Source organism: Ralstonia sp. Ralssp110, assembly GCF_047325135.1.
GTDB classification, from domain to species: domain Bacteria; phylum Pseudomonadota; class Gammaproteobacteria; order Burkholderiales; family Burkholderiaceae; genus Ralstonia; species Ralstonia mojiangensis.
Genome location: NZ_CP168609.1, coordinates 170,379 through 193,801 on the forward strand (window position 1 = coordinate 170,379; position 23,423 = coordinate 193,801).

The following is a 23,423-nucleotide window of genomic DNA, read 5'->3' on the forward strand; positions in this document are numbered from 1 at the left end:
GCCCCTCACTTCTACACTTTCGCAAGAGAAGCGGGGGCTCAACAGCGCCTGTCTTCTACGGAGATTCGTGGGCCCACGCGGCCCAAAACAGTCCCAACAGTCCAAAACGGGCCCAAAGGCGCTCCATGGCAAAGCCTCGGAATCTTGCTGCAGCGTTGGATGTTCCGCTCTCCGGCATGCGCTGGGCGCGGCTGGTGAATTACGACATCGCGATTGCCGTGTTCGTGGTGGCGGTGGTCGCGCTCTTCGTTCTGCCCCTGCCCACCGTTGTGCTCGATGGGCTGATCTCGCTCAATCTGGCCGCAAGCATCGTGTTGCTGTGCGTGTCGATCTATCTGCCGTCGGCGCTTGCGTTCTCGTCGTTTCCGGCGGTGCTGCTGTTCACGACCCTGTTTCGCCTGTCGCTGAACATCGCCTCGTGCAAGCTGATCCTGCTGCAGGCCAACGCGGGCCACGTGATCGACACGTTCGGAAAACTGGTGGTCGGCAACAACTTCGTCGTGGGCGGCGTGGTCTTCCTGGTGATCGCGGTGGTGCAGTTCATCGTGATCGCCAAGGGCTCGGAGCGCGTGGCCGAGGTCGGCGCGCGGTTTTCACTCGACGCGATGCCGGGCAAGCAGATGAGCATCGATGCGGACCTGCGCGCCGGCATCATCACGTCGGATGAGGCCAAGCGCCGCCGCGAGGCGCTGGAGCAGGAATCGCAACTGCACGGCGCGATGGACGGCGCGATGAAGTTCGTCAAGGGCGACGCCATTGCCGGCATCATCATCGCCGTCATCAACATCCTGGCCGGCATTGCCGTGGGCGCGTTGATGCACGGCATGTCGATCGGCGATGCGCTGCACCGTTACGCGATCCTGACGGTTGGCGACGGCATGGCCTCGCAGATTCCGTCGCTGCTGGTATCGATTGCCGCCGGCATCGTCACCACCCGAGTAGCCACGCGTGATCGCGAGGCCCGCCACCTCGGCCAGCAGATCGGCGCGCAGATCACCGCGCACCCGCGCGGCATGCTGATGGCCAGCGGGGTGCTGCTGGCGTTCCTGCTGGTGCCTGGGTTTCCGAAATGGTCGTTCCTGCTACTGGCGATCGGCACCGCGGCCGCCGCGTTCCTCCGCATGCGCCAGCGCCGGCAGGCTCCGCCGCTCGATCTGCTTGTGCTCGGCCCCGATGCCCGGCGATTGGCCGAACCCGAAGCTGGCTCGCCGGCAGAAGGCATTGCGGCGCCCATTGCGGTGCGCCTGTCGGAAGACCTGCGCGGCAAGATCGAACTCGTTGCCTTGCAGACCCGCCTGGCCGAAGCCAAATCGCGCGTGCAGCGCAGGCTCGGCGCGGTGTTCCCACGCGTGCAACTGACCTGGGATGCGGCGTTGCCCGCCCACGGTTACGCGCTGCTTGTGCAGGACGTGCTGGCCGCCGAAGGCACGCTGCCGGAGCGCGATGCGATTTCAGACGGTGCCGTGCCCGCCGAAGACCGCCTGGCTGCAGAAGTCGAAACGCTCATCGAGCGCAACGCTGCGTCACTCATCGGCATTCAGGAAACACAGAACCTGATCCAGATCATGCGCCGCGAACACGGCGAGCTGGTGGCTGAACTCACGCGCCTGGTGCCTCCGCAGCGCATTACGGAAGTGCTGCGCCGGCTGGTGCAGGAGGGCGTGTCGATCCGCAACCTGCGCGCCATTTTCGAGAGCCTGATCACGTGGTCGCCCAAAGAGCCCGAAGACGTGATCGGCCTGGTGGAGCTGGTGCGCGTGGATTTGCACCGCCAGATCACCGAGCAGTTCTGCGGCACCAGCCGCGTGCTCGACGTGGTGCTGTTCGAGCAGTCTTTGCAGGAGCGCATCGAGCAGGCCGTCGTGCACACCAAGCAGGGTAGCGTGCTGAGCCTCACGCGCGACGCCAAGCAGGCGATCACCGACCAGGTGGTGAAGATCCTGGGCGGCACCCGCCCGCTGGAGAAAGACCGCCATGGCCGCCCGCTGGCGGTGATGGTGTCGCTCAACTGCCGGCGCTACGTCAAGACGATGCTGCAGCCGGTGTTTGGCGATCTGCCGGTGCTGTCGTACCAGGAGATCGACGAAGCGATCGAACTCAACACCGTGGGCTGGGTGACCAACCCCGCCTGAACACACAGAACGCACGGACCGCACAAGGAGACAGGCCCATGAACATGAGCGCCACCATTCTCGAAGCCACGCGCCAGGGCTTGCTTCTGGTGCTGCTGGTCTCGTTGCCCGTGGTGGCGGTGGCGACGGTATCGGCGTTGCTGATTGCCATCGCGCAGGCAGTGACGCAGATCCAGGATCAGAGCATCGGCCTGTCGGTGCGGCTGATTGCTGTGATGGTGACCATCGTGGTGCTGGCGGGGTGGGGCGGACGCGAAGTGCTGCGTTTTGCCCGCATGGCACTCGATCAGGTGTTTTACGGCGGTGTGGCGCCTTTCTAGCGGGGGGATCGCGAGATGGCGCCGAACAAACAACAACATAACCGAGCGAGAACACGCGTGAACAAACGCTATCGATTCCTGCGGTGGAGTGCATCTGCAGCGTGCCTATGGCTGCTGACGACGGCGGCCCTGGTGCAGGCGGCCGAGCTGCGCTGGCGCAACCGGTCGTACACACTGGTGGCCGAAGGCAAGAAGGTGGGCGATTTCATCCGCGAGCTGGCGGCATCCCAAGGCGTGACGGCGGTCGTCGACCCGAAGGTGGAAGGCACCATCAACGGCAAGTTCTCTGGCCCGCCGGCCAGCACGCTCAATACCGTATGCGCCACCTACGGGCTCACGTGGTACTACGACGGTTCGCTCATCTACGTGGACCGTGCAGATGATTCACAGACGCAGGTCTTCCCGATTCCGAAGGGCAGCGGCCCGGAGCTTGCGCAGATCCTGCGCGCCATGCAGATCACCGATCAGCGCTTTCCGCTGGTTGTGAGCGACAAGGAAAACACCGTCTACGCGTCTGGCCCGAAGCGCTATGTGGAACTGGTGCGCCAGGCCATTGCATCGATTGCCGATCCGTCGCGCGGTGCGGATCGCGCTGAGATTCGCGCATTCCCGCTCAAGTACGCATGGGCGGGCGATGTGGAGATCAATCGGTCTGGCAAGCCCGTGACGATTCCCGGCATTGCCACCATGATGCGTCGCCTGCTGGGCGCGCCCAACCCCGGTGCAAGCAGCCCCGGCATGTCGCCCACGCGCGCCATGCGGCTGACTGGGCCGACGCGGCAGATGAAGCTCAGTTCCGGTGACAGCATCAACGTGCCGCGCATCGAGATTCCGCTGGCAGGCGCGCAGGGCGATTCCGGCTACGGCGCACAGGCGCCCGCAGCATCGGGCGGCGGTGCACCGCCTGACCTGCCGCGCATCGAGGCCGACGCCGGCATCAACGCCGTGCTCATCCGCGACGTGCCCGAGCACATGGCGCAGTACGAGCGCCTGATTGCCTCGCTCGATACCAAGCCGCGGCTGGTGGAGATCAACCTCACGATCATCGACATCAGCACCGATTCGCTCGATAGCCTGGGCGTCGACTGGCGTCTGCACACCACGCACGGCGATTTCCAATCCGGCAACGGCAACAATCCGCCGCTCACGTTCAACCTCGGCACCACCGAAGACGGCCAGACCGGCGCCACCACGCCGATCGGCATGGCGCTCACCGCATCGATTGGCGGCAGTCTGCGCAACTACCTGCTGGCGCGCATCAATGCGCTCACGCAGAGCGGCAATGCACAACTGCAAGCCAAGCCGAAGGTGCTGGCGCTGGACAACACCGAGGCGATTCTTGAAAACCTCATCCACTTCTATGTGCCGGTGTCGGGCTTTCAGGATGCATCGCTGTACGGCATCACGACGGGCACGAGCGTGAAGGTCACGCCGCTCATCGTCAACGAGGCCGGCCAGATGAGCGTGATGATGTCGATCGACATTGACGACGGCAACCTGACCAACGACCGCGTCTCGCAGCTGCCGGTCGTGCAGGAGCGCTCCATCGTCACCAAGGCGATGATCGAAGAGGGCAAAAGCCTGCTGATTGCCGGTTTCAACTCCGACAGCCTGAACAACACCAAGTCGGGCATTCCGTTCCTGTCGGACGTGCCCTTCATCGGCAACCTGTTCAAGTACACCAATAAGACCGGCCAGCACATGGAGCGCTTCTATCTGCTGACCCCGCGCGTCCTGACCGCCGCCAGCACCAACCCGAACGACGTGCCCGCCGTGTCGATTCCGGGCGTTGGCATGCCGGTGCCGGGATCAACCGATTGGAAACCGGGCCCGTTGCCCAACACGCCGGCACCCAACCAGCCGCCGGCCAGTGTCGGCACCTTGCCCACGCCGCCTGTTTCACGACTGCATGAACCAGCCAGCCTCACAACCCTCGCCGCACTCGGATAAATCGCCCTGGAAGCTGTGCTTCCTGAGCGGCCCGCTATACGGCAGATCGATGCCGCTGCGGATGGGCGCCAACGTGGTCGGCTCGGCGCCCAACTGCGAAATCATCGTGCCCGACAGCAGTGTCGCCGCGCGCGAGCTGATGTTCGAGGTGGGCGGCATTGCCGTCTCTGCACGCCGGCTGGACGATGCCGAGCCAACGCTCAACGGCCAGCCATTCGGCCAGACGCGCCGCAGCGTGGTGCCGGGCGATGTGATTGCCATGGGCGACATCCGTGTCGGCATCGAAAAGGTCGGAACGATCCGCATGCCGGCCGCCGCGGTGGAAGGTGCGGGTGCTGCGGTGCTGGCAGAGCGCGTGCCGTCGTGGCTGCCGCTGGCCGCAGCGGTGTGGCTGTCGCGGGTGTCCACCAAGGCGGGGCGCGGGCGAACGTGGCTGGTTGCCGGCATCGGCCTGTGGCTTGCGGTGCTGCTGGCCGGCGGCGTGGTCGCGTTTGCCGGGCATGACGGCTGGTCGCTGTGGGGCCGCGACCCTGCGGCGCGTGCAGCGCAGGTCCGTCACGCGTTGGGTGACCCGGCAGAGATTGTGGTGACGCCGGCATCGGACGGCACGTCGCGCGTGTCCGGCTACGTACCGACCGAGGCAGACCATCAGGCGCTGCTGAGCCGCGCACGCGGGTTGTCCGATGTGTCGATCGGCGAGGTGTACGTGGTGAGCGACCTGCTGGCCGCTGCGCAGCAGTACTTCAGCGCGGGCGGCACAAGCGGCACGGCCGCGCTGAACGTGGCCTACGACGGGCACGGCCGCATCGTGGTGAGCGGTACGGCCGATCGCGCACAGGCATGGCAGCGCATCCGCAACTACGCGCGCGACGCCAAGCCCGCCGTCGAGGTGGTTGACCGCGTGGCGTGGGATGGCCCGCCGCCGCCGAACGTCGTGGCGGAAACGCCGCGCGCCGACGGCCTGCCCGCCATCGTGAGCACATATGAAGACGAAGACGGTACGCGCTTTGTGCAGACGCGCGACGGCCAGTTGTATTTCGAGGGCGCCCACCTCAAGGGCGGCCTCCAGGTGAAGAGCATCGCTTCAGATGGTGTGGTGCTCGACCGCGGCGGGCAATCGGTCACGTGGCCGATCCAGCCGCAAACACCGTAGCGCAGCGGGTCCCCTTTCTCCTATGCGCCCGGTGTGTCGTACGGAGGTGGCCGGCAGATGCGAGGTCGGCTTTCGCCGCAAGCAGTTGGCAGTGCAGTTGGTAGTTCCTTTTGACCCTTTTGACCTTTTTGACTGACATCCAGGAGAGCACCATGGCAGGTACACCCACCACCGGCGTTGACGGCGCCATCGGCAGCATCAACCAGTCCGGCGAAGACCAACTGAAGATCGCCACGGCAGTGCAGGCCGCCGCAGCCAAGGGCGCCGCCGCCAGCGGCATCATCGGCGCGGCCCAATCGCTGAGCAATACGGCGGCTTCGGCAGCCGGTGCCGTCCGCGACGGCGCGCGCGCGAGCTGACGCGCAACCCCAGCGGCGGCGGGCGCGGCCTGCCGCCGCTTCATCGAATTCAGGAGGGCACGATGTCGATCGAAGCAAATGCGATTGCGGCCGTTGCCGCGACTCAAGCTGCACAGGCCCAAGCCGGCGGTGCTGCCGGCGCCAGCCAGGCCGCGCAGGTGAACCCCGCGGCGTATGCGGCCCAGGGCCCGGGGCAGGTCGAGCAGGGCATCGGCACTCCGGCTACGCAAGCCGCGATGCCCACCGACGCCCAGCAGTTTGGCGGCATGATGCGCCCGGTTGCCACCACGACGGTGCAGCCGGCCACGCTGCCGGCACAACCCATTCCGATGGCCTCCCACGCAACGCCATCGCCGGTGCCGGATGTGTCGTTCTCGTTCACGCGCGGGCCTGGCGCCGACGGTGCGATGGGCCAGTGGCGCGACTACGGCCACGACCTCAACGAGCGCTACACCAGCATCAACAGCAAGCGGCAGGAGATGCTCGATTCGCTCGACAGCATGGACGTGACCATGACGATGGTGAAGCTGGCCGACTTCAGCTACTTCGCCTCGATGACGCTGGCCGAGTACCAGATGGACATGAGCTTTGCGCAGGCCGCCAACGGCGTGAGCCACTCGCTGCTGAAAAACCAGGAAGGCTGACATGAACCGATTGCTGGGTGTGCTGATGGCGCTTGCCTGCCTCTTCGGCCTGGCCGGGTGCGAGCAGGAGCTGTACACCGGCCTGTCGGAGGTCGAGGTCAACGAGATGGTGTCCGCGCTGTCGGCGGCTGGCATCAGCGGGCAGAAGCTCGTGCAGGACGGCCAGGGCCAGGAGGGCCGCACCTGGACGCTTACCGTCGACCAGGCCGACATGGGTCCTTCGCTGGCGGTACTGCGTGCGCAGGGCCTGCCGCGCCCGCGCCTGGCGTCACTCGGCCAGGTGTTCCAGAAACAGGGGCTGGTGGCCACGCCTGCTGAAGAGCGCGTTCGCTACATCTACGGCGTCTCGCAGGAGCTGTCGCGCACGCTGCTCGATGTGGATGGCGTGATGCTCGCGCACGTGCATGTCGTCATTCCCGAGAACGATCCGCTGGCCGACAAGGCCAAGCCAGCCTCCGCTGCGGTGTACATCCGCTACCGGCCCGGCGTGAACCTCACCGCCATGGCGCCGATGGTGAAAGACCTCGTCGCGCACAGCATTGAAGGGCTGAGCTACGACAACGTATCGCTGTTCCTGCAGGGCGCCCAGCCGGTGCCGGTGGACGTGCGAAAGGGCGCGGCGTTGCTCGGCACATTCAGCACGCGCAACCCGCTGGTGTGGCTGCTCGGCTTGCTGATCATCGCGGCACTCGTTGTAACAGGTCTCGTGGCATGGCGACGTGGCGCGTTCGACAACCTCAGCGGACGTCGGCCGGAGCGGGCGTCATGACCAACGATGCGCGCCTGGCAGGGCTGGTTGCCACGTTCAACCTGCGGCCGGATCGCTATATCGACGCGTCGTGGCTGCCGGCGGATTGGCCGCTTGCGCTGCGCGACCCAGCCCGTTATGGCGAGGCAGGGCGCGCTGTGCTGGCGCGGGCGCTGCTCCAAGCCCATCAGTTGCAGGGCGAATGGGACTACGACTTTGCCGCCGTGGAAAAGCGCATCGCCCTGTTGCCCGCCGACGCGCTGGAGCGCATGGCCATGTGCTGCGGCCTTTGCCTGCATCGCCAATGGCTACGCGAGGGCGAAGTCTCGCGCAAGACCCGGCAGGCCATCGACCTCGCGTTCGGCGCGCCGCTTGTGGCATTTGCGTTGGAACGCATGCCGGCCTTCGAGGCCGTTGCCGAGACCTTGCAGGCGCAGCGCCAGTACCCGCGCCTGGCGGTGGAAACGCTGCGCGCCCGTGGGCGCCGGTTGCTGACTGATTTTCTGGTGCCGTTTGGCCCGGCCGTCATCCGTCGGCTGGCGTTGAAGTTCCCGCGCAACGCGGCCGACGCCGATCGACCGCCGTATTTGCTAGGCCGCACGCAACGCGCAGAACTGGGCGAGTTGTTGCGGCTGAGCTTGATTCCTGAACAGGTGCCGGCATGGGACTGGCTTTTCTGATTACCACCGACAAGCTGCATATCCTGAGCGAGCGCAAGGTGCTCAAGCAGCACGAGTATGCGGCGCTGCTCGATGCCACGAGCATCCTCGGCAGCGCCCAGGAAGAACGCGAGCGCCTGCTGGAAGACGCCGAGGCGCAACGCGAGCAACAACTCAAGGCCGGCTACGACGAAGGCTATGAAAAGGGCGAACGCGAAGCCGCCACGCGGCTGTATGCCGATGCGCTTGCCAACGCGCGGGCCTTGGCGGCCATGAAGCAGCTGATGGCCGAACTCGTCACGCGCACCGTGCGCGAGCTGGCGGCCGATCTGCCGCGCGAGGCGATCTATGCCAAGGCCTTCGCGCGCATCGAAACACTGGTCGAACACGAACCCGTGCTGACGGTGCGTATCGCCCCGCAGCAGGTGGCGGATCTGGAGCGTGTGCTGGGCACCATGATCGACGGTACCCGCCGCGTGCGCGTGGTGCCCGACGCCAGCCTCTCGGAAGAGGCGCTGGTGGTGGAGACCGCATCCGGCGTGGTCGAAGCCGGCATCGACACGCAACTGGCAGCGCTGCACGCCGCCCTGGTGGGAGGCGAAGCATGACCGAGCCCGCTGTCAGCCACATCATTGACGCGGGCGATCTGGAACGTAGCCTGCGCGACGTGCTGGAGCGCACCGACGGGATGGCTGCGGGCGTCCAGATGCGCGGGCGCATTCACCGTGCGGTCGGGCTCATGCTCAATGCATCGGGCATCCAGGCGCGGCTGGGCGAGGTGTGCGAACTGCGCACGCCTGGCGAGCGCAGCGTCTATGCGGAAGTCGTTGGTTTCGAGCGGCAGTCCACTTTGCTGACGCCGCTGGGCAGCGTGCACGGCTTGTCGGCCGCCACGGAGGTGATTCCCTCTGGCAGCGCGCATCGCTTTGGCGTGGGCGATGCGTTGCTTGGCCGCGTGCTCGATGGGCTGGGTGCGCCCATGGATGACGGCGGGCCGCTGTTCACCAAGGAGCGTGTTTCAACGCATGCAGAGCCGCCCAGCCCGTTGTCACGCCGCCGCATCGACGCGGCGCTCTCAACCGGGGTGCGCGCCATCGACGCCATGCTGACAGTGGGCATTGGCCAGCGGCTGGGCATCTTTGCGCCGTCGGGCGTGGGCAAGAGCACGCTGCTGGGCATGATCGCGCGCGGCGCGCAGAGCGACGTCAACGTCATCGCACTGATTGGCGAGCGCGGGCGCGAAGTGCGTGAATTTCTGGAGCTGTGCCTGCCGGAGGCGACGCGGCGCAAGACGGTGCTGGTGGTATCTACGTCTGACCGGCCGGCCATGGAGCGCGTGAAGTGCGCGCTGGTGGCCACCGCCGTGGCCGAATACTTCCGTGATCGCGGCAAGAACGTGCTGCTGCTGGTGGATTCACTCACGCGGTTTGCGCGGGCGCAGCGCGAGGTCGGGCTGGCGAGCGGCGAGCCGCCGACGCGGCGGAGTTTTCCGCCCTCCACGTTCTCGGTATTGCCGCAATTGCTGGAGCGGGCGGGCGCGGGGGCGCATGGTGTCATCACCGCCTTCTACACCGTGCTGGTGGAGGGCGATGAAGAGAGCGATCCGATTGCCGAAGAGGTGCGCTCCATCGTCGACGGGCACATCGTGCTATCGCGCAAGCAGGCGCTGGCGGGACGTTATCCGGCTATTGATTTGCTGGCCAGCATCAGCCGTGTGATGCCGCAGGTGACCACGCCTGCGCACCGTGCCGCCGCGCAACGCGTGCGCGAGCTGCTGGCCAAATACCAGGAGATCGAATTGCTCGTGCAGATTGGCGAATACCGCGAAGGCAGCGATGCCCTGGGCGATACCGCATTGCGCGCCCATGCCGCGCTCGCCCGCTTCTTTGAGCAAGACGCCGATACGCGCGTGAAGCTGGAGCGCACCGTGGCCGACCTTGAAGCCGTGGTGGGGGCGCTATGAGTGACGTGCTGCGTCAGCTCGCCCGCGTGCGCGAGGCGCGCAAGCTCGGCGCCATGGCGCGTGCGCAGAAGCAGGCAGCCCTGTTGGCCCAGGCAGCCGCGCAGAACGCGGCGGCGCAGCAAGGGTTGCAGCAAAAGGTATCGGCGCGCTCTGCGCACGACGCTGCCATTGAACAGGCCGTGCGTGAGGATGCGCGCAGCGCTGTCGCACTGCTGTGCGGCGCCAATGCCGCGCGGCTGGCGCTGGATCGTGCCATCGTCAATGCGCATGTCGAATCCATGCAGACCAGCACAGTGCTGGCGGCCGAGCAGGTGGCGCAGGCACGCGCCCAGCGGCATGTGGCCCGCGCGAACGCCAAGTGTGAAGCCGTCGACCGCGCCGAGCAGCGCGTGGCGGCCGCCCAGCGCCGCGCGGCGGAATGGCAGGAAGAAGACGCCGCGCTTGAAGCCCAGCTCGCGCGCCAGCTTGTCAGCCCGAAGATCACCGCCTGAGCCGATGCAAGGGTTCGATCCGCACTCCATGGAAGGCTTGTTCCGGCAGGCGCTGCTGGTGCTGCCGCGTCTGCTGCCCATCATGTTCATCGTGCCCGTGTTCAGCGGGCGGGTGGTGACGGGCATGGTGCGCAGCGGGTTCATCGCCATCCTGGCGGTGTTCGTGGCGCCTTCCATGGCGGGCGCGGCGATGAACGTGCAGGGCGGCGGCCTGTGGATGGCGCTGGCGCTCAAGGAAGCGCTGATCGGCGTGCTGCTCGGCATGGCGTTTGGCGCGCTGCTTTGGGCCATCGAGAACATCGGCCACCTGATCGACTTTCAGACCGGCTCGGGCAACGCATCCTTCTTTGACCCGGTGGCCGGGCATGAGAGCGGGCCGACCGCCAGTTTTCTCGGCTTCATGGCTGTCACGTTGTTCGTCACAGGCGGCGGCCTGCATGTGATGCTTGGCGCGTTCTTCGAGTCGTACAAGCTCTGGCCGATCGAGCGCATGTTGCCAAGCGCATCGGTTGCGCTGGAGCAGTTTGCGGTGCACGAAGCCGATAGCGTGCTCGGCTGGACGCTCAAGCTGGCCGCACCCGTGATCATCGTGCTGGTGGTGGCGGAGCTGGGCATCGGGCTGATCAACCGCTCGGTGCCGCAGTTGAACGTGTTCCTGTTTGCTCAGCCGGTAAAGAGCCTGCTGGCCGTGCTGATGATGGTGCTGTTCCTCGGCTTTGTCTTCGAATCGATGCGCACCTTCCTGGCCGGCAATGGCGAGATGGTCTGGCTGTTGCGCGCGCTGCTGCACAGCCCCGGCGCATGAGCGAGAAACAGCACAAGCCCACACAGCGCCGTCTGGAGGACGCACGGCGCGAAGGCGAAGTCGTCCGCAGCACGGACGTGACGAGCGCGCTGGTCTTTATCGGGATGCTCGTGCTGTTGTGGCAAGGCGGGCCGTGGTTGCTCGAACGCATGCGCGGCCTGCTGATACAGAACGTGAGCGCCGTGGCGCAGGCGCGCGACCCAGCCGCGGCGGTGCGGCAGGCGTTGGTATCGGCGGGGGCGGAGTGGATCCTGTTGAGCGCAGCCGTCCTGGTGCTGGTGACCGTGCTGGCTGTGCTGGGTGCGTTTGCCCAGGTGGGCGGCATGTTCGCGCCCAAACGCCTGACGCCGCAAATGTCACGGCTCAATCCTGGGGAGGGCATCCAGCGCATGTTCTCCGTGCGCAACCTGATCGGCCTGGCCATCATGCTGTTCAAGGTGGCTTGCCTGGCGTTGACGCTGTTCGTGGTGATTCGCGCGTCGTTGGCGTTGCCGCTGCAGGCGGGCTACGGGCGGCCGGCGGCCATCCTGGCCGTGGTCGCGCACATGATTCTTCTGCTGTTCGGCTGGGCGGCGGTGGTGTATGTGCTGATGGCCGCGCTGGACTACTGGCACGTGCGTTTCGAATTCTTCAAGAAGAACCGCATGTCTACCGAAGAACTGCGCCGTGAGCACCGCGAGCTGCAAGGCGATCCGCACATCGTGGGGCGCCGTCGCCAGCTTGCATTGGAGGTGCAATACAGCGCGCTGGAAGATCGCATGCGCATTGCTACCGCTATCGTGTTCAGCGCGCGGCATGCGGTGGCGCTGTATTACCCCGGCGATGGCACGTTGCCGATGGTGATCGCCAAGGGCAGCGGCGAGTCTGTCCAGCGCATCCGGCAGATGGCCGAATACCACCTCGTGCCGACCGCAGCCAACGCGGGGCTGGCGGAGCGCCTGCACGACACCGTGCCGATGGATACCACCATTGACCGCACGCTGTTCCGCGATGTGGCGGCGCTGCTGCGCTGGGCTGAAGGCGCGGATGCGGTGGGCAATCCGTACGTGTCGTCCACCTCCTGAGCGCGTAAGGGAGCGCAAAAAAAGAACGGCAAGCGCCTGACTGCTGCGCCCGCCGATCGTTGCCCGCTTTCCCCGTTATCCGATCCGCACGATGTCGCCCGGGACGACGAGATCCGGGTCCTGTCCCGTTGCGCCTTGCGTATATGGATTGCCATCCAGCGCTGCCCAGTCGAACTGGCTGTTCATCGGTGCCAGCTTGTCGAGCGCGGCAGCCGTGCGCGCATCGGATGCCGGGCCCGTGGTGCCAAGCAGCTTGGCAGAATCGGCAGCGCTCAATTGCCAGAGCGTGCCGCCTGGGCCAACGATCGCGTACTGCGGCGAGGTGCCTGTGCCGATCGATGGCAACGCGTGCGGCGCATTGGCGCGCAGCAGATCACCGCTTACGCCCTGCATGTCGGGCAGCGGAAACTCGGCATTAGGCTGGTTGTTCTGATCCTGCCCGTTGCCGTTGGCCTGCACCTGCGCAACCGCCGGCTTGGCCGCCTGGTTGGGCACGAACAGCTCGATGCCGAAGCGCGTGACCGCCGCCACACCCAGGATCACGCCGCCGGGCAGCATGGCGTTGCTCGGCAGCCGTTGGCCGACCTTGGGCATCAGGTCGCCGGCAATGCGCAGGGCGCCTGCGCCGAATGCCAGGTCCAGTGCTGCCTTGGTGGCCCCCATGGCCGGGCTATTGGTGTGCATGAGCGCGTCGTTCATCGCCAGGGGCACCGAACCGACCGTGTACAGCGACATCGTGAATGCCTGCGCGCGGTTCAGCCACGGGCTCGTGTTGGTCGCCTTGTCGTTGAATGTAGCGCCCAGGCGGCCGGCAAAGTTGCGGCTGGACAGCGCCAGGTTGGCGCTCAGGAACAGCGCATTGCTCCAGAACGATGGCGTGTTCAGGTGCGCCCCATGCGTGGCAAACCAGTAAGCCGTGTTGCCGTTATTGAGCGCAAGTGTCAGCAGTTGCAGCGTGTCGTTCGCGCGCCCTACGGGGCTCTTGGGCGAAAGCAGCTTGCCCGGCGCCCCCTTGAGCGCCATCAGTGCCTGGACATCGGGGTCGTCCTTGGCCTTGGGATCGTCGACCTTGGACAGCGCTGTAGTGAGCGCATCCGGGTTGTCCTGGAAACGCGCGACTGCGTCAGCGATGGTTTTCCGGTCGCCCTTTGTCACGCCCCAGCGGCGCCCGCGATCCGACATGTTGGTCTTGAGCCAGGCCAGTGCCGAGTCTGAATCTTCAGTGCCCAACTTGCTGACCTGGTCAGACACGGCGCGCGTCTTGTTGGCACGCAGCGCTGCGATGCCGCCCCGATACATGAACGACAGCGGGCTGGTGACGGACGGATCGAATACCGCGTGCGTCGCGGCGCTTCCGGTGAGCGTGGCGGAACTCGCAGCCGTGGAGAACGCCCCCGTGAGCGAGCCCGCGAAGATCCAGCGGATCCACGGCTTGCGCTTGGGTTCGCCGGCGCTGGCGGCGCTGTCGGGCTCGGTGGGCGGGGTGCCGTTGCCATCGTCGCCGGCTTCGCCGGTCTTGATGGCCGGGGTGGTGGGCTCAGTGGTCTTGCTGCCGGTGGGCTGCGGGCCTCCCGGCCCCTTCGGCCCTGTCGCGCTTGCGGGCGTGGGTGGCGGCACGTCGGGCTTCTTGCCTGCCGCCAGGTTGATCATCTGCACGACGGTCTGGTAGGTGTTGCTGTCGTGCCCGCCGACGGTGCCGGTGGCCTGGCCCGTCGCGCCATCGACCGCGCCGGCGCTGGCGGTGGCGTTCAGCGCGTCCATGTGCTGCTGATGAGTGGTCAGCAGATCCGTGCGGCCGGCGGCTTCTAGCACCGAAGCCGCGAGGCCGTGCGCGCCCCAGTTGGAGTTCGATGCACTCACATAGTGGTCCGCCGGCACCACTGAACGCGGGTCCACCACCGTGCCGTCGGGCAGGATCACCTGCGGCGCGGTGCGGCGCGTGTTGCCCATGCCGGCTTCATGCCCGCGCGAGCCGACACCGATGGTGGTCACGCCGTCGGTCTTCCAGCCGGCAATGACCACCTCGTCCAGCGGGACGGTCTGGTCAGTGACGTCGTTGCCGTTCTGATCGACGTAGCGGTTCTCACTATTGCGGCCGTGTACGTTGATGGAGACGATCGTGTCGGGCGACGCCTGATCGATGAGATCTTGCGCCGTTGTGCGCGCCTGCTCGCCGGGCTCCGCGTTGAACGGGACGATGCTGTAGTCGTTGACGGCGGCCCCGCGCGCCTGCAAGGCGGCATCGAGTGCCGGTACCGCTTCGTGCGGCACCACGTAGACGACCTGCTTGCCCGCCGCCTGCAAGTCATGGCCGAACACGGCGGCGCCGGCAATGCCGTCGGTATCCACCGCGCCATGCGCGTTGCGCGACCCGGCCAGCACCAGGATGCGGTTGCTGCCCTGCAGCGCAGCGGCGGCGTTGCCGACCCCGTTAGGATTTTCAATGCGCGCCATGTCCGGGTTGAACAGCGCCATCACGGCGTTGCTGATGGGCGTGGGCTCCATGCGGGGGTTCGGTGGAATGGCGCCATCCAGCGTCTTGCCGGGGCCGAACCTGCGCACCCGCTGCACGGGCACGTTGGGCCGCTCCATCAGGTTCTGCGCCGATTCGCTCACCGGGCCGGTCTTGCCCGAGGTGACGACGTACGGATCGGTGGAATACGCCGCGCTTGGCGTGTGCCAATCGCTCTTCCCGATTTCATTGAGCAGCGCCCTGGCCTGGTACTCCATCGGATCGATCACCGGAATATCCATGCCGCGCTTGAGCAGCGAGGTCACGAGGAAATCCTTCATCGCCGGGTAGTGCGTGCAACATAGCCACAGCGACGTGGTCTCCGGGTGGAGTTCGTTGACGTATGCGTCCGAGGCGTCTTGCAGCTCTTCCTTCACCTTTGGGTCATCGCTCTTGTGCTTCAGGTCGTTGACGAAATCCGCGAACTTGTGGGCGGCAACGGCTTGCGGGGTGATCCGACCATCGGACAGCTCAGCGACCGTGTTCTGGTATGCCTCGCTCTTGACGGTGCCCGCCGTGGCAAGGACGGCAGGGCGGTCCCCGCCGTGTTCGACCATGGCGCGCGACGTCACGTCAATCAGGTTGATGACAGGCACATCAACGTTGTCCAGCGCCTTCGGGAACGCCGTGCACGCCGTGTTGCACGCCATGGCCACCATGGCGGCCTTCAGACGCTGTGCGGTCTGCAGCCCATTGCCGACAAGACGGATGAGCGTGTCCGGGCTCTTGGGGCCATATGGTGCGTTGGCGTGGTCCACCACCGGCACCATCTGCAAGTCTTCACCCGTTTCGGCCTTGATGATGGCCAGCATGTTCTTGGCCGCGATCAGTCCGCCGTTGCTGGAGTCGAAGGCCGCAACGGTGAAGGGCTCGTTGGGCGTGGCCTCGTCAAACGTCTTGCCGTCAGGCATGTGGTTCATGGCATTGCGCAGCAGCACGAGCATGCCCTGATGCACCTGTGAGGGGAAACCGTCGACGCTGGCTTCGCTCTTGCGGCTGACACCGTCCACCGCTCCTGCATCCACTGAAGCCTTGATGGCTGCGTGTAGTTCCTCCGGCGTGGTCATGAGGTCCATGCGGCCCATCTGGTGCAGCATGTTGGCCAGGATGGCCTGTGCGCCAAAGTTGGAGTTCCACGCAGTCACGGGATACTTCACCGGCACGGTCGATGCGAAATCGATCGTGGTGTTATCGGCGAGCGTGACGGGTGGGATATTGCTGCGCAGGCTGCCCATGCCGGCCTCGTTACCGCCGTCGCCCACTCCTACCGTGACAATCCCCGTGCGCTTGTTGGCCTCAAGCACGATCTGATCCTTCGGGGCATTCACCTCCGCCACGGAGATGCCGCGCATGTTGAGGTAGTCGCCGTCGGCATTTCGGGCCGGCAGTTCAATGGCGACGACTGCATCGGGCTGCACGCGGTCAAGCAGTTCGTTTGCGGCATCGCGAGCGGGCTGCCCGCGCTTGGCATCGAACGGCTCCAGCTTGACGAGATGCCCGCCATCGAGGCTCGCCAGCACCGACTGCACGACCGGCATGTTGGCCGAATCGGTGGCGATGGTCATGTCGCGGCCGGCCAGCGCGAGCTTGGCCGCCATTTCAGCGGTGCCGACGGGGCCGTCCGTTTCGGGCAGGGCACGGCCCGAGACCGGGTCTCGCCCGACGGTGAAGCCCGTCACCAGCAGAATGCGCTGGGTGTCTTTCAGCGCGGCGGCGGCGTCTTCCGTGCCGCCCTTGACGAAGAACTTGCGTATGCCGCGATCCACGAAAAGCGCCTGGATGCGGTCCACCGGCGACATGATCCGATCTGCCGTGCGGCCGAATACCGACGACTTGCCGCGATAGAGCTGCATGCGCTGGCGCCAGCTCATGCGCACGGGGTCTTTGATGTTGGCGGTGTCGTGCGCGAACTCGGCCTTGTTCAGGATGAGGCGCCGCTGCTCGTCGCTCATCTCGGCCAGCTTGGCGGCCAGCCTGCGCACGCCAATGCCGTGCGGGTGGCGGCCATTGGTTGTGCCGTCGGTGCGGTAGTTCTCGGCATCGAGCAGCAGATCGGCATGCTGCGACAGTGCATTCTGCGTGCCGGCGTCCAGAGCCTTTTGTGTGTCGGTAAAGCTGGTGAGCGTAATTTCCGGGTTGGCGAGGTCGTCCAGGGCACCCGGCAGCGGCCGCGAGGGGCGCGCGGGCCCCGGCTTGGTCGGATTGCTTTCGTCGCCCGATGTACCCGTTTTGCCTGGTTCGGTGACGGGGTCTCCGGCGGTTTTGGGCTTGCCTGTGACCGGGTCGATCGGGGCGGTCGGGTCCGTGCCGGGCTTGCCAGTCGTGCCGTCTTTCCCATCGTTGCCAGCGGTGGTGCCGGCAGGCTCCGTGGTCTTGCCGCCGGCTTGCGTGATCACTGGCTCGGTGGTCGGATCGGTGGTTGGTCGGCCCGCAGTGGCTGGGTCATTGGCAGCCACCGTAGTGGGCTCGGGCACCACCTCGGTGGGCTTGTAGCGGCCGGCGTTGTTCTTCAGTGCGTTGAGCAGGCCGACGCGTTCCGTGCCTTGTGACAGTCCAACGCGTTCGAGCATGCGCGTTGCACCCACCTGGCCGAGGCCGAGGCCCAGGAACATGATGGATTCGGCCTTCTGCGAGCCCGACATCCGGTCGCCGTACATCAGCAGGTCCTTGACCTGCGCGCCCGTCATGATCATGCCGCCGCCGCCAGCCACGAGGTCCGACGCCGAGCGCGTGATCTTGAAGAGCCTCGATGCATTGGCCACGTCCGATACGGCGACCAGGCCCTTGCCCGCAAGGCTGTACTCGCCCGCAGCAGAGGTGACGATGGCCAGCCAGTCATTCGTCGCTTCGGGGTTCAGCGGCGACCACGAGCGGCCGTGATCGGCCAGTGTGTCGAGGTGATCGATCGATTCGCCCACGATCCATCCCGTGCCGACCGCAACCAAGGCCCCGCCAATGGGTGCTGCGCCGCCAAACGTGCCGACTGACAGGATCACGCCGCCCACCGCCGTGGCTACACCGGCCACGATGTCCACAACGTGCCGGATCTTCTGCCCCGTCGTGGTGATATGTGCACTGAAGTGATCGACGTCCGGAATGCCATTGCTGTCGAGCGAGACCGTGCCGGCAAGATTCTTCGGCACGTAGATCGTGCCGCCGTCAGACAGGGCGTTGTTGTGGCGGTAATCATCCAGACTGCTGTAGTCCCAACCGCGATCGTCGATGTAGTGAGGCTTACCCCCATTCTTGTCGGCCACTTCGAACAACGCCGTCGGCATCACGCCCGCGCTCTTGTCCACATAGGCGATGGGAATGGCCTTCACGGTCGGGTTGTCTCCGCCCGCCTCGTGGATCGTCTTGTTGACCTCGTTGATGACCTTGGTGCTGTTGCCGCCGGTGAACCACGCGGTGCCGGTGGCGCCGCTGCTCTGCGCGCCAGCGTTGTCGGCCTGGATCATCAGCGCGCCGCCGATGTAGTTCTTGAGCTGCGTGTCGGAATCGGGTCCGCTGAAGGTCTGCGCCTTGTCGTTGTAAAGCGGTGTGTCCTTTCCAAAGGTGGCCTTGGACATCTGCCCGAAGATGTTCTTCAGCCCCGCATTCTGGTCGGACTGGAACGTCTTGTAGTCAGCCTCTGCCTGCTTTTGCTGGACCTTCTCGTTGCCGCGGTCGAAGGCGCGTTGCAGCATGTCGACGTTGGGCAAGTCCTTGCCGTGCTGCTGGATGAGCGCATCGGTGACGGTGGCGCCGTTGCCGTCGCCTACGGCGTTCTGCACCGGCACCCACGACGGCATGCTCCCCCCCGAGCCGGAGGTCTGCATGCTGTAGAGGAACGATTTGGCGTTGGAGTTGGTGGTCAGCCAGTTGGCAACCTGCTGGGCGTGGTCGGTGCTCGACTGGTCGCTGGCGAAGCGCGGCGAATCGGCCACGGCAGCCGTCAGACTCAAGCCGCCATAAAAGTCCGAGCCGTGGGGCACGAGTCCAGACGTGTCGGCGCCGGCGTTGCTCTGGAACCAGTGGCCGTTGTCGTTGAAGCGATCTTCTACGGTGGTCAGCAGGTTGTTTGCCACCTCGGGTGGCGCCACCTTGGCCAGGTCCTTCATCCATTTGCCGACGGCGTCGTATTTGACGGTGCTGTCGGCCATCTTGCGATTGGCGTCCGGGTCGTCTGGGTTGTACTTGTAGACCTGGGTGAGGTCGCTGATCTGCTTGTTGAAGTAGTCGCTGTGCGCGTTGAAGAAGGGCGCGCCGGCCACCTGATACAGATGGTCGCGCGCGTCGGGGTCGGCACTGGTGACCGACACGTCGTTCATGTTGGTCGACAGGATATTCAGCGCGCCCTGAGCATCGCCCGCCTTCATCTTGGCTGCGACCTGGTCCTTGGTGAAGTTCACGCGCACGTCGTAGCTGGCTGCGCCGATCTGCTCGTAGATCTGCTCGGCGTTCTTGTCATTGGCATGCGGCCGCGCAAGCTGCACGCACGCAAACTGCACCGGGTCGTCGGTGGCGAGTGCCTTGTCCTGGGCAGACAGCGTTGGGTCGTTCGGGTTGATGTGGTTGATCTGGTACTGGATTGCATCGGCCGTGGCGATGTTCCTGGCAAGGGCAAGGCTGCCGTCGTCCCAATCAGGGTGGGCTTTTGCCAGCGCATCGGTGGCGTCATTGGCGGCCTGCAGGTTGTCGCCCGAGCCGAAGTTCTCGTAGGTGGAAAGCTCGCCGCCAAGGGCAGTCTTGAAATCCTCGATGGCCTGGTTCAGGTTGGCCTGGGCCGCGTTGATCGAGTCCTGCTTGTCTTCAGCAATAGTCCGGTTTGTGACCTTGATGTCTTGCGCGTCCTGCAGCTTGTCCTGGGCATCAAGCACGCCGTCGCGCGCTTCCGATGCGGTTCGCTGGCTCAGGTCTTGCTTCTCAACCGCGTCTTTTGCGTCGTCGACGATCTTGTCGAGCCATTTGGCATCGGGATCGCGTTTCTTGATGGCGTCCGCCGCGTCTTCAATGGCTTTCTTTTCGCCGCCGCCGGGCGCTTCGTCGGCCTGCCGGCGCAACTCGTTCTGCACTGAGTTGATGACGTCCGAAAGCGGCTTGTCGAGCTTGTCCTGCGCGGCCGTGGAGTCGTCGCCGTTGTTGATGTAGTCGTTGACCGCCGTATTGGCTGTCTGGATGGCCGCGTCCGTCTTGGTCTTTGCGTCGGCTGCGGCTTGTTTCTGCGCGGGGGTGGGCGGGGGAGGCGGAGGGGGCGGCGGACGGTAGTAGACGATGCGGCCGTTGATCTCGTCGATGGCAGGCATGGTGTCCTCCAGCTGCGCCCCATGCGGGGTGGGCCTGATTGAAAGCAAGCGGGTGATAAGGGCATTCTGGACGCCGGTTGCCAGCACAGCTATTGGCAAATTACGTAGTGCGCCGCGGTGTGGGCGCGCCCGCGTTTGTAGAAACTACGAGGGTCCGTGGCAGTTTTGGCGGGGCTTTGGTAAAAACCGCCGAACAGGCGTGCATGAGCGTGCGCCGCAGCACGAAAATCCGTAATCTAAACGCGCTGCATGGGCCGATGGCGCAGCGGGTGCAACGCAAGCGAGCCACCTACAACAACACGAGGGGCAGGGCATGAACCTACGTTTTCTGGAAACCTTTGTCTGGGTGGCGCGGCTGCGTAGTTTTCGCCTTACCGCAGACAAGCTGTTCACCACGCAGGCGTCCATTTCGGCGCGGATTGCCGCGCTGGAAGAAGAGCTGGGCGTGCGCCTGTTTGACCGCGACACACGCGGCGTGCAACTCACGCCCGATGGCCACAAGGTGCTCGAATATGCTGACCGCATGGTGAGCACGCTGCACCAGTTGCAGGCAGCCGTGGCACAACGCCCGGGCTTTGAAGGGCGCGTGCGGGTGGGGGCGATGGACAGCGTCATCCATACGTGGCTCTCGCCGCTCATCGCGCGCACGGCCGAGATGTTTCCTGCGCTGGAAATCGAACTCGTGGCCGACAGCGCGATGCACCTCGTCGAGCACTTGCAGAAGGGCGCGCTCGACATTGCTTTCCAGACCGATCTGCTGCGCGCCGAAAGTGTGCGCAACGTGCAGCTCGCGCAGTACCCGATCCACTGGGTGGTCGCCACCAACTCCCGGCTAGCCCACCCGTACGGCAGCCTGGGTGAACTGGCGCGCGAACGGCTCATCACCTTCGTGCGCAACTCGCGGCCGCATCAAGACATGCTGAACCTGCTGCACCTGAGCGGGGTGGAATCACCGCGCGTGAACTGCGTCAATTCGGTGGCCGCCATGACGCGCCTGGTGGGTGATGGCTTTGGCGTGGGCGCGTTGCCCACCGTGCTGGTACGCGACCGCATTGAGAGCGGCGCGTTGACGGTACTGGATGTGGAGCCCGCGTTGCCCACTTTGCCGATCATCGCGTCGTGGCGCGCTGGAGCGGGGCTGGAGGTGCACGAAGCCATTGTCGGCCTGGCGCGAACGATGGCGCGGGAATTCTGCCTGTCGGTCGGCCCGCGCTATGCCATTGCCGAAGAAGTCGAGCGCAACACGGAAGCCGCCTAGGCCGCCTGAGCCACGCAAGCGTGCCGTCGCGGCAGCGTCAGAAGATCGAGCGGCCGGTCAGCGTCGTGAGCCATTCCAGCGCCTGAAGGCCGGCGAGCGAGTTGCCACTGACGTCCAGCCCCGGAGACCACACGCACACGCCAAACTCGCCCGGCAGCACGGCAACGATGCCGCCGCCCACGCCACTCTTGGCCGGCAGCCCCACGCGATAGACGAAGTCGCCTGCCGCGTCGTAGGTACCGCAGGTCAGCATCAGTGCAGAGAGGCGCTTGGCGGGGCTGGCATCGACGATGCGCTCGCCGCTCCATGGCACGACGCCGCCGTTGGCGAGAAACAGGACCGCGCGGGCGAGGTCGGTGCAGTCCATCTCGATGGCGCATTGGCGGCAGTACGCATCGATGACGGTTTCCACCGGCATGTGCAGGTTGCCAAAGCTCCTCATGAAGTGGGCCATTGCGCGATTGCGGTCGGCATGGGCCAGTTCGGATTCGGCCACGCGCCGCACGTAGTCGATGCGCGGGTTGTCGACCAGCCGCCGCATGAATTGCACCAGTGCGGTTTCAGCCTGCACGAAGCGGCGGCACAGCACGTCGGTCACGACCAGCGCACCGGCATTGATGAACGGGTTGCGCGGGATGCCGTTCTCGTATTCGAGCTGCACCAGCGAGTTGAAAGCATTGCCGGAGGGTTCGCGGCCGACGCGTTGCCAGAGCGTTTCGCCTTCGAGCTGGAAGGCCAGCGTGCAGGCAAACAGCTTGGAGACGCTTTGAATCGAAAACGGCACATTCGCCTTGCCCACCGTGTAGACGTCGCCGCCGAGCGTGACGAGGGCCATGCCGAAATCCGCTGCGCTGGCGCCGGCCAACTCGGGGATGTAGTCGGCAACCCGGCCCTGGCCGAGATACGGCTGGATGTCGCGGTGGATGGTGTCCAGGATCGCTTGGTAGTCCATGTCGGGCGAAGAGCGGCAAAACGGAGGGGCGACGGATTCTACACGCGCGGATGCGGCACCCGCCTTGGCAATCACCTTTTCCTATCGCCTGCAATCCGAAACTTTCGTTGGACCGCGTTTCATCGCGCTTTCACAATTTGGCGCACGAACCACCTTGTGGAAGAGCTTGAATGATGACGGCAGTGGAGACAGCCCAGGCAAAAAGAGTGCCGGAACACCCGGCGCCGATGCCCGTACACACCCGCCCGGGTGCCAGCGTGGCGTACGCAAATCCGTATTCCGCCCGCCTTGCGGCGCGCTCGGGCGTGCTGCGCGGCCACACCAGCGGCCTGTGCGATGGCTACGTGCAGGCCAATATCGTGATGCTGCGCGATACGTGGGCCAACGAGTTTCTGCGCTTCTGCCAACTCAACCCGAAACCGTGCCCCCTGTTGGACGTGACCGAACCCGGCGTGCCCGTGTTCCGCCATCTGGGGCAGGACGTTGACGTGCGCCGCGACGTGCCGCGCTACCGCGTCTACCGCAACGGCGAACTGGCCGACGAGCCGGCCGACGTTGAAGCGCTGTGGACCGACGACATGGTCGCCTTCGCCATCGGCTGCTCGTTCTCGTTCGAGCATGCGTTGATGGAAGCGGGCGTGCCGCTGCGCCATATCGCCATGTCGCGCAACGTGGCGATGTATCGCACGTCGGTCGACACGATCGGCACGTCCCGCCTGGCGGGCAAGCTGGTGGTGTCAATGCGGCCGATGTCGGTGCCCGATGCCATCCGCTCGATCGAGATCACCTCGCGCATGCCGCGTGCACACGGCGCGCCTGTGCATTTTGGCGATCCGGCGGCCATCGGCATCGCTGATCTCGCACAGCCCGATTGGGGCGATGCGGTGCCTGTGCAGCCGGGCGAAGTGCCGGTGTTCTGGGCTTGTGGCGTGACACCCCAGGCGGTGGTGCAACAGGCGCGGCCTGAGTTGTGCATCACGCATGCGCCGGGGCACATGTTGATCACCGACCTGCGTACCGCGGCGTTGGCCTGAACACGCAGCTGCAAGACCAAAAGTCTGAAAGACCGAAAGACCGAAAGACCGAAAGGCCGAAAGACCGAAAGGCCGAAAGACCGAAAGGCCGAAA

Annotated in this window: 17 protein-coding genes; 15 read left to right on the top strand and 2 right to left on the bottom strand. The window is 65.6% G+C overall.

The genetic code is table 11. The features are described from left to right. Window positions 1–176 precede the first annotated feature (176 nt). The 13 genes from ACEN9T_RS01440 to ACEN9T_RS01500 all read left to right on the top strand — a co-directional run bounded on the left by ACEN9T_RS01440 (window position 177) and on the right by ACEN9T_RS01500 (window position 12,288). Window positions 177–2,132, top strand: coding sequence for an FHIPEP family type III secretion protein (locus ACEN9T_RS01440; protein ID WP_413706583.1), 1,956 nt, complete (start codon window positions 177–179; stop codon window positions 2,130–2,132). 44 nt (window positions 2,133–2,176) lie between these two features. Next, window positions 2,177–2,452: a type III secretion system export apparatus subunit SctS gene (sctS, locus tag ACEN9T_RS01445; protein ID WP_024978637.1), complete on the top strand. Its 276-nt coding sequence runs from the start codon at window positions 2,177–2,179 to the stop codon at window positions 2,450–2,452. Window positions 2,453–2,467: 15 nt separating this feature from the next. Continuing rightward, entirely contained in the window at window positions 2,468–4,402 is a 1,935-nt protein-coding gene (gene sctC / locus ACEN9T_RS01450; RefSeq protein WP_092971974.1) for a type III secretion system outer membrane ring subunit SctC, read from the top strand. After that, on the top strand, window positions 4,362–5,555 hold the full coding sequence (locus tag ACEN9T_RS01455; protein ID WP_092971973.1) for an FHA domain-containing protein: 1,194 nt from the start codon (window positions 4,362–4,364) through the stop codon (window positions 5,553–5,555). Before sctC ends, ACEN9T_RS01455 begins: the two co-directional genes overlap by 41 nt. 152 nt (window positions 5,556–5,707) lie before the next feature. Continuing rightward, window positions 5,708–5,914 carry a hypothetical protein gene (locus tag ACEN9T_RS01460; protein WP_092971972.1) on the top strand — a complete coding sequence of 69 codons (207 nt, stop codon included), beginning with the start codon at window positions 5,708–5,710 and terminating at the stop codon, window positions 5,912–5,914. 62 nt (window positions 5,915–5,976) lie between these two features. Then, window positions 5,977–6,558, top strand: coding sequence for a hypothetical protein (locus tag ACEN9T_RS01465; RefSeq protein WP_024978641.1), 582 nt, complete (start codon window positions 5,977–5,979; stop codon window positions 6,556–6,558). 1 nt (window position 6,559) lies between these two features. After that, window positions 6,560–7,327 (top strand): type III secretion system inner membrane ring lipoprotein SctJ, encoded by a 768-nt coding sequence (gene sctJ / locus ACEN9T_RS01470; RefSeq protein ID WP_092971971.1) that lies wholly within the window; start codon window positions 6,560–6,562, stop codon window positions 7,325–7,327. Further along, window positions 7,324–7,986, top strand: a complete 663-nt coding sequence (locus ACEN9T_RS01475) for a SctK family type III secretion system sorting platform protein (protein WP_175537118.1) — start codon at window positions 7,324–7,326, stop codon at window positions 7,984–7,986. Before sctJ ends, ACEN9T_RS01475 begins: the two co-directional genes overlap by 4 nt. Further along, on the top strand, window positions 7,968–8,573 hold the full coding sequence (gene sctL, locus ACEN9T_RS01480) for a type III secretion system stator protein SctL (protein WP_413706207.1): 606 nt from the start codon (window positions 7,968–7,970) through the stop codon (window positions 8,571–8,573). Before ACEN9T_RS01475 ends, sctL begins: the two co-directional genes overlap by 19 nt. Then, window positions 8,570–9,928: a FliI/YscN family ATPase gene (locus tag ACEN9T_RS01485; protein WP_092971968.1), complete on the top strand. Its 1,359-nt coding sequence runs from the start codon at window positions 8,570–8,572 to the stop codon at window positions 9,926–9,928. Before sctL ends, ACEN9T_RS01485 begins: the two co-directional genes overlap by 4 nt. Further along, the gene (locus ACEN9T_RS01490; RefSeq protein ID WP_413706208.1) at window positions 9,925–10,419 is read left to right on the top strand and encodes a hypothetical protein; all 495 of its coding nucleotides are present in this window, start codon (window positions 9,925–9,927) and stop codon (window positions 10,417–10,419) included. Before ACEN9T_RS01485 ends, ACEN9T_RS01490 begins: the two co-directional genes overlap by 4 nt. 28 nt (window positions 10,420–10,447) lie before the next feature. After that, complete coding sequence (gene sctT, locus ACEN9T_RS01495) at window positions 10,448–11,224, top strand: type III secretion system export apparatus subunit SctT (RefSeq protein WP_254775666.1); 777 nt, start codon at window positions 10,448–10,450, stop codon at window positions 11,222–11,224. Continuing rightward, complete coding sequence (locus ACEN9T_RS01500) at window positions 11,221–12,288, top strand: flagellar biosynthesis protein FlhB (protein WP_413706209.1); 1,068 nt, start codon at window positions 11,221–11,223, stop codon at window positions 12,286–12,288. The genes sctT and ACEN9T_RS01500 overlap by 4 nt, the downstream gene beginning before the upstream one ends. Window positions 12,289–12,363: 75 nt before the next feature. On the opposite strand, the gene ACEN9T_RS01505 is transcribed toward ACEN9T_RS01500, so the two are convergent. Continuing rightward, window positions 12,364–20,085, bottom strand: a complete 7,722-nt coding sequence (locus tag ACEN9T_RS01505; protein ID WP_413706210.1) for a glutamate cyclase domain-containing protein — start codon at window positions 20,083–20,085, stop codon at window positions 12,364–12,366. Between the two features lie 313 nt (window positions 20,086–20,398). Here ACEN9T_RS01505 and ACEN9T_RS01510 point away from each other — a divergent pair, with 313 nt between their 5' ends. Beyond that, window positions 20,399–21,343, top strand: coding sequence for a LysR family transcriptional regulator (locus tag ACEN9T_RS01510; protein ID WP_092971963.1), 945 nt, complete (start codon window positions 20,399–20,401; stop codon window positions 21,341–21,343). A gap of 37 nt (window positions 21,344–21,380) precedes the next feature. Here ACEN9T_RS01510 and ACEN9T_RS01515 read toward each other — a convergent pair whose 3' ends face one another. Beyond that, window positions 21,381–22,295: a glutaminase gene (locus tag ACEN9T_RS01515; RefSeq protein WP_092971962.1), complete on the bottom strand. Its 915-nt coding sequence runs from the start codon at window positions 22,293–22,295 to the stop codon at window positions 21,381–21,383. A gap of 227 nt (window positions 22,296–22,522) precedes the next feature. On the opposite strand from ACEN9T_RS01515, the gene ACEN9T_RS01520 reads away from it, so the two are divergent. Then, complete coding sequence (locus tag ACEN9T_RS01520; protein WP_092971961.1) at window positions 22,523–23,329, top strand: putative hydro-lyase; 807 nt, start codon at window positions 22,523–22,525, stop codon at window positions 23,327–23,329. Window positions 23,330–23,423 lie beyond the last annotated feature (94 nt).

Coding starts and splice junctions, on each gene's coding strand:
- ACEN9T_RS01440 (WP_413706583.1), top strand. CDS start 177: ATGCGCTGGGCGCGGCTGGTGAATTACGACATCGCGATTGCCGTGTTC.
- sctS (WP_024978637.1), top strand. CDS start 2,177: ATGAGCGCCACCATTCTCGAAGCCACGCGCCAGGGCTTGCTTCTGGTG.
- sctC (WP_092971974.1), top strand. CDS start 2,468: ATGGCGCCGAACAAACAACAACATAACCGAGCGAGAACACGCGTGAAC.
- ACEN9T_RS01455 (WP_092971973.1), top strand. CDS start 4,362: ATGAACCAGCCAGCCTCACAACCCTCGCCGCACTCGGATAAATCGCCC.
- ACEN9T_RS01460 (WP_092971972.1), top strand. CDS start 5,708: ATGGCAGGTACACCCACCACCGGCGTTGACGGCGCCATCGGCAGCATC.
- ACEN9T_RS01465 (WP_024978641.1), top strand. CDS start 5,977: ATGTCGATCGAAGCAAATGCGATTGCGGCCGTTGCCGCGACTCAAGCT.
- sctJ (WP_092971971.1), top strand. CDS start 6,560: ATGAACCGATTGCTGGGTGTGCTGATGGCGCTTGCCTGCCTCTTCGGC.
- ACEN9T_RS01475 (WP_175537118.1), top strand. CDS start 7,324: ATGACCAACGATGCGCGCCTGGCAGGGCTGGTTGCCACGTTCAACCTG.
- sctL (WP_413706207.1), top strand. CDS start 7,968: ATGGGACTGGCTTTTCTGATTACCACCGACAAGCTGCATATCCTGAGC.
- ACEN9T_RS01485 (WP_092971968.1), top strand. CDS start 8,570: ATGACCGAGCCCGCTGTCAGCCACATCATTGACGCGGGCGATCTGGAA.
- ACEN9T_RS01490 (WP_413706208.1), top strand. CDS start 9,925: ATGAGTGACGTGCTGCGTCAGCTCGCCCGCGTGCGCGAGGCGCGCAAG.
- sctT (WP_254775666.1), top strand. CDS start 10,448: ATGGAAGGCTTGTTCCGGCAGGCGCTGCTGGTGCTGCCGCGTCTGCTG.
- ACEN9T_RS01500 (WP_413706209.1), top strand. CDS start 11,221: ATGAGCGAGAAACAGCACAAGCCCACACAGCGCCGTCTGGAGGACGCA.
- ACEN9T_RS01505 (WP_413706210.1), bottom strand. CDS start 20,085: ATGCCTGCCATCGACGAGATCAACGGCCGCATCGTCTACTACCGTCCG.
- ACEN9T_RS01510 (WP_092971963.1), top strand. CDS start 20,399: ATGAACCTACGTTTTCTGGAAACCTTTGTCTGGGTGGCGCGGCTGCGT.
- ACEN9T_RS01515 (WP_092971962.1), bottom strand. CDS start 22,295: ATGGACTACCAAGCGATCCTGGACACCATCCACCGCGACATCCAGCCG.
- ACEN9T_RS01520 (WP_092971961.1), top strand. CDS start 22,523: ATGCCCGTACACACCCGCCCGGGTGCCAGCGTGGCGTACGCAAATCCG.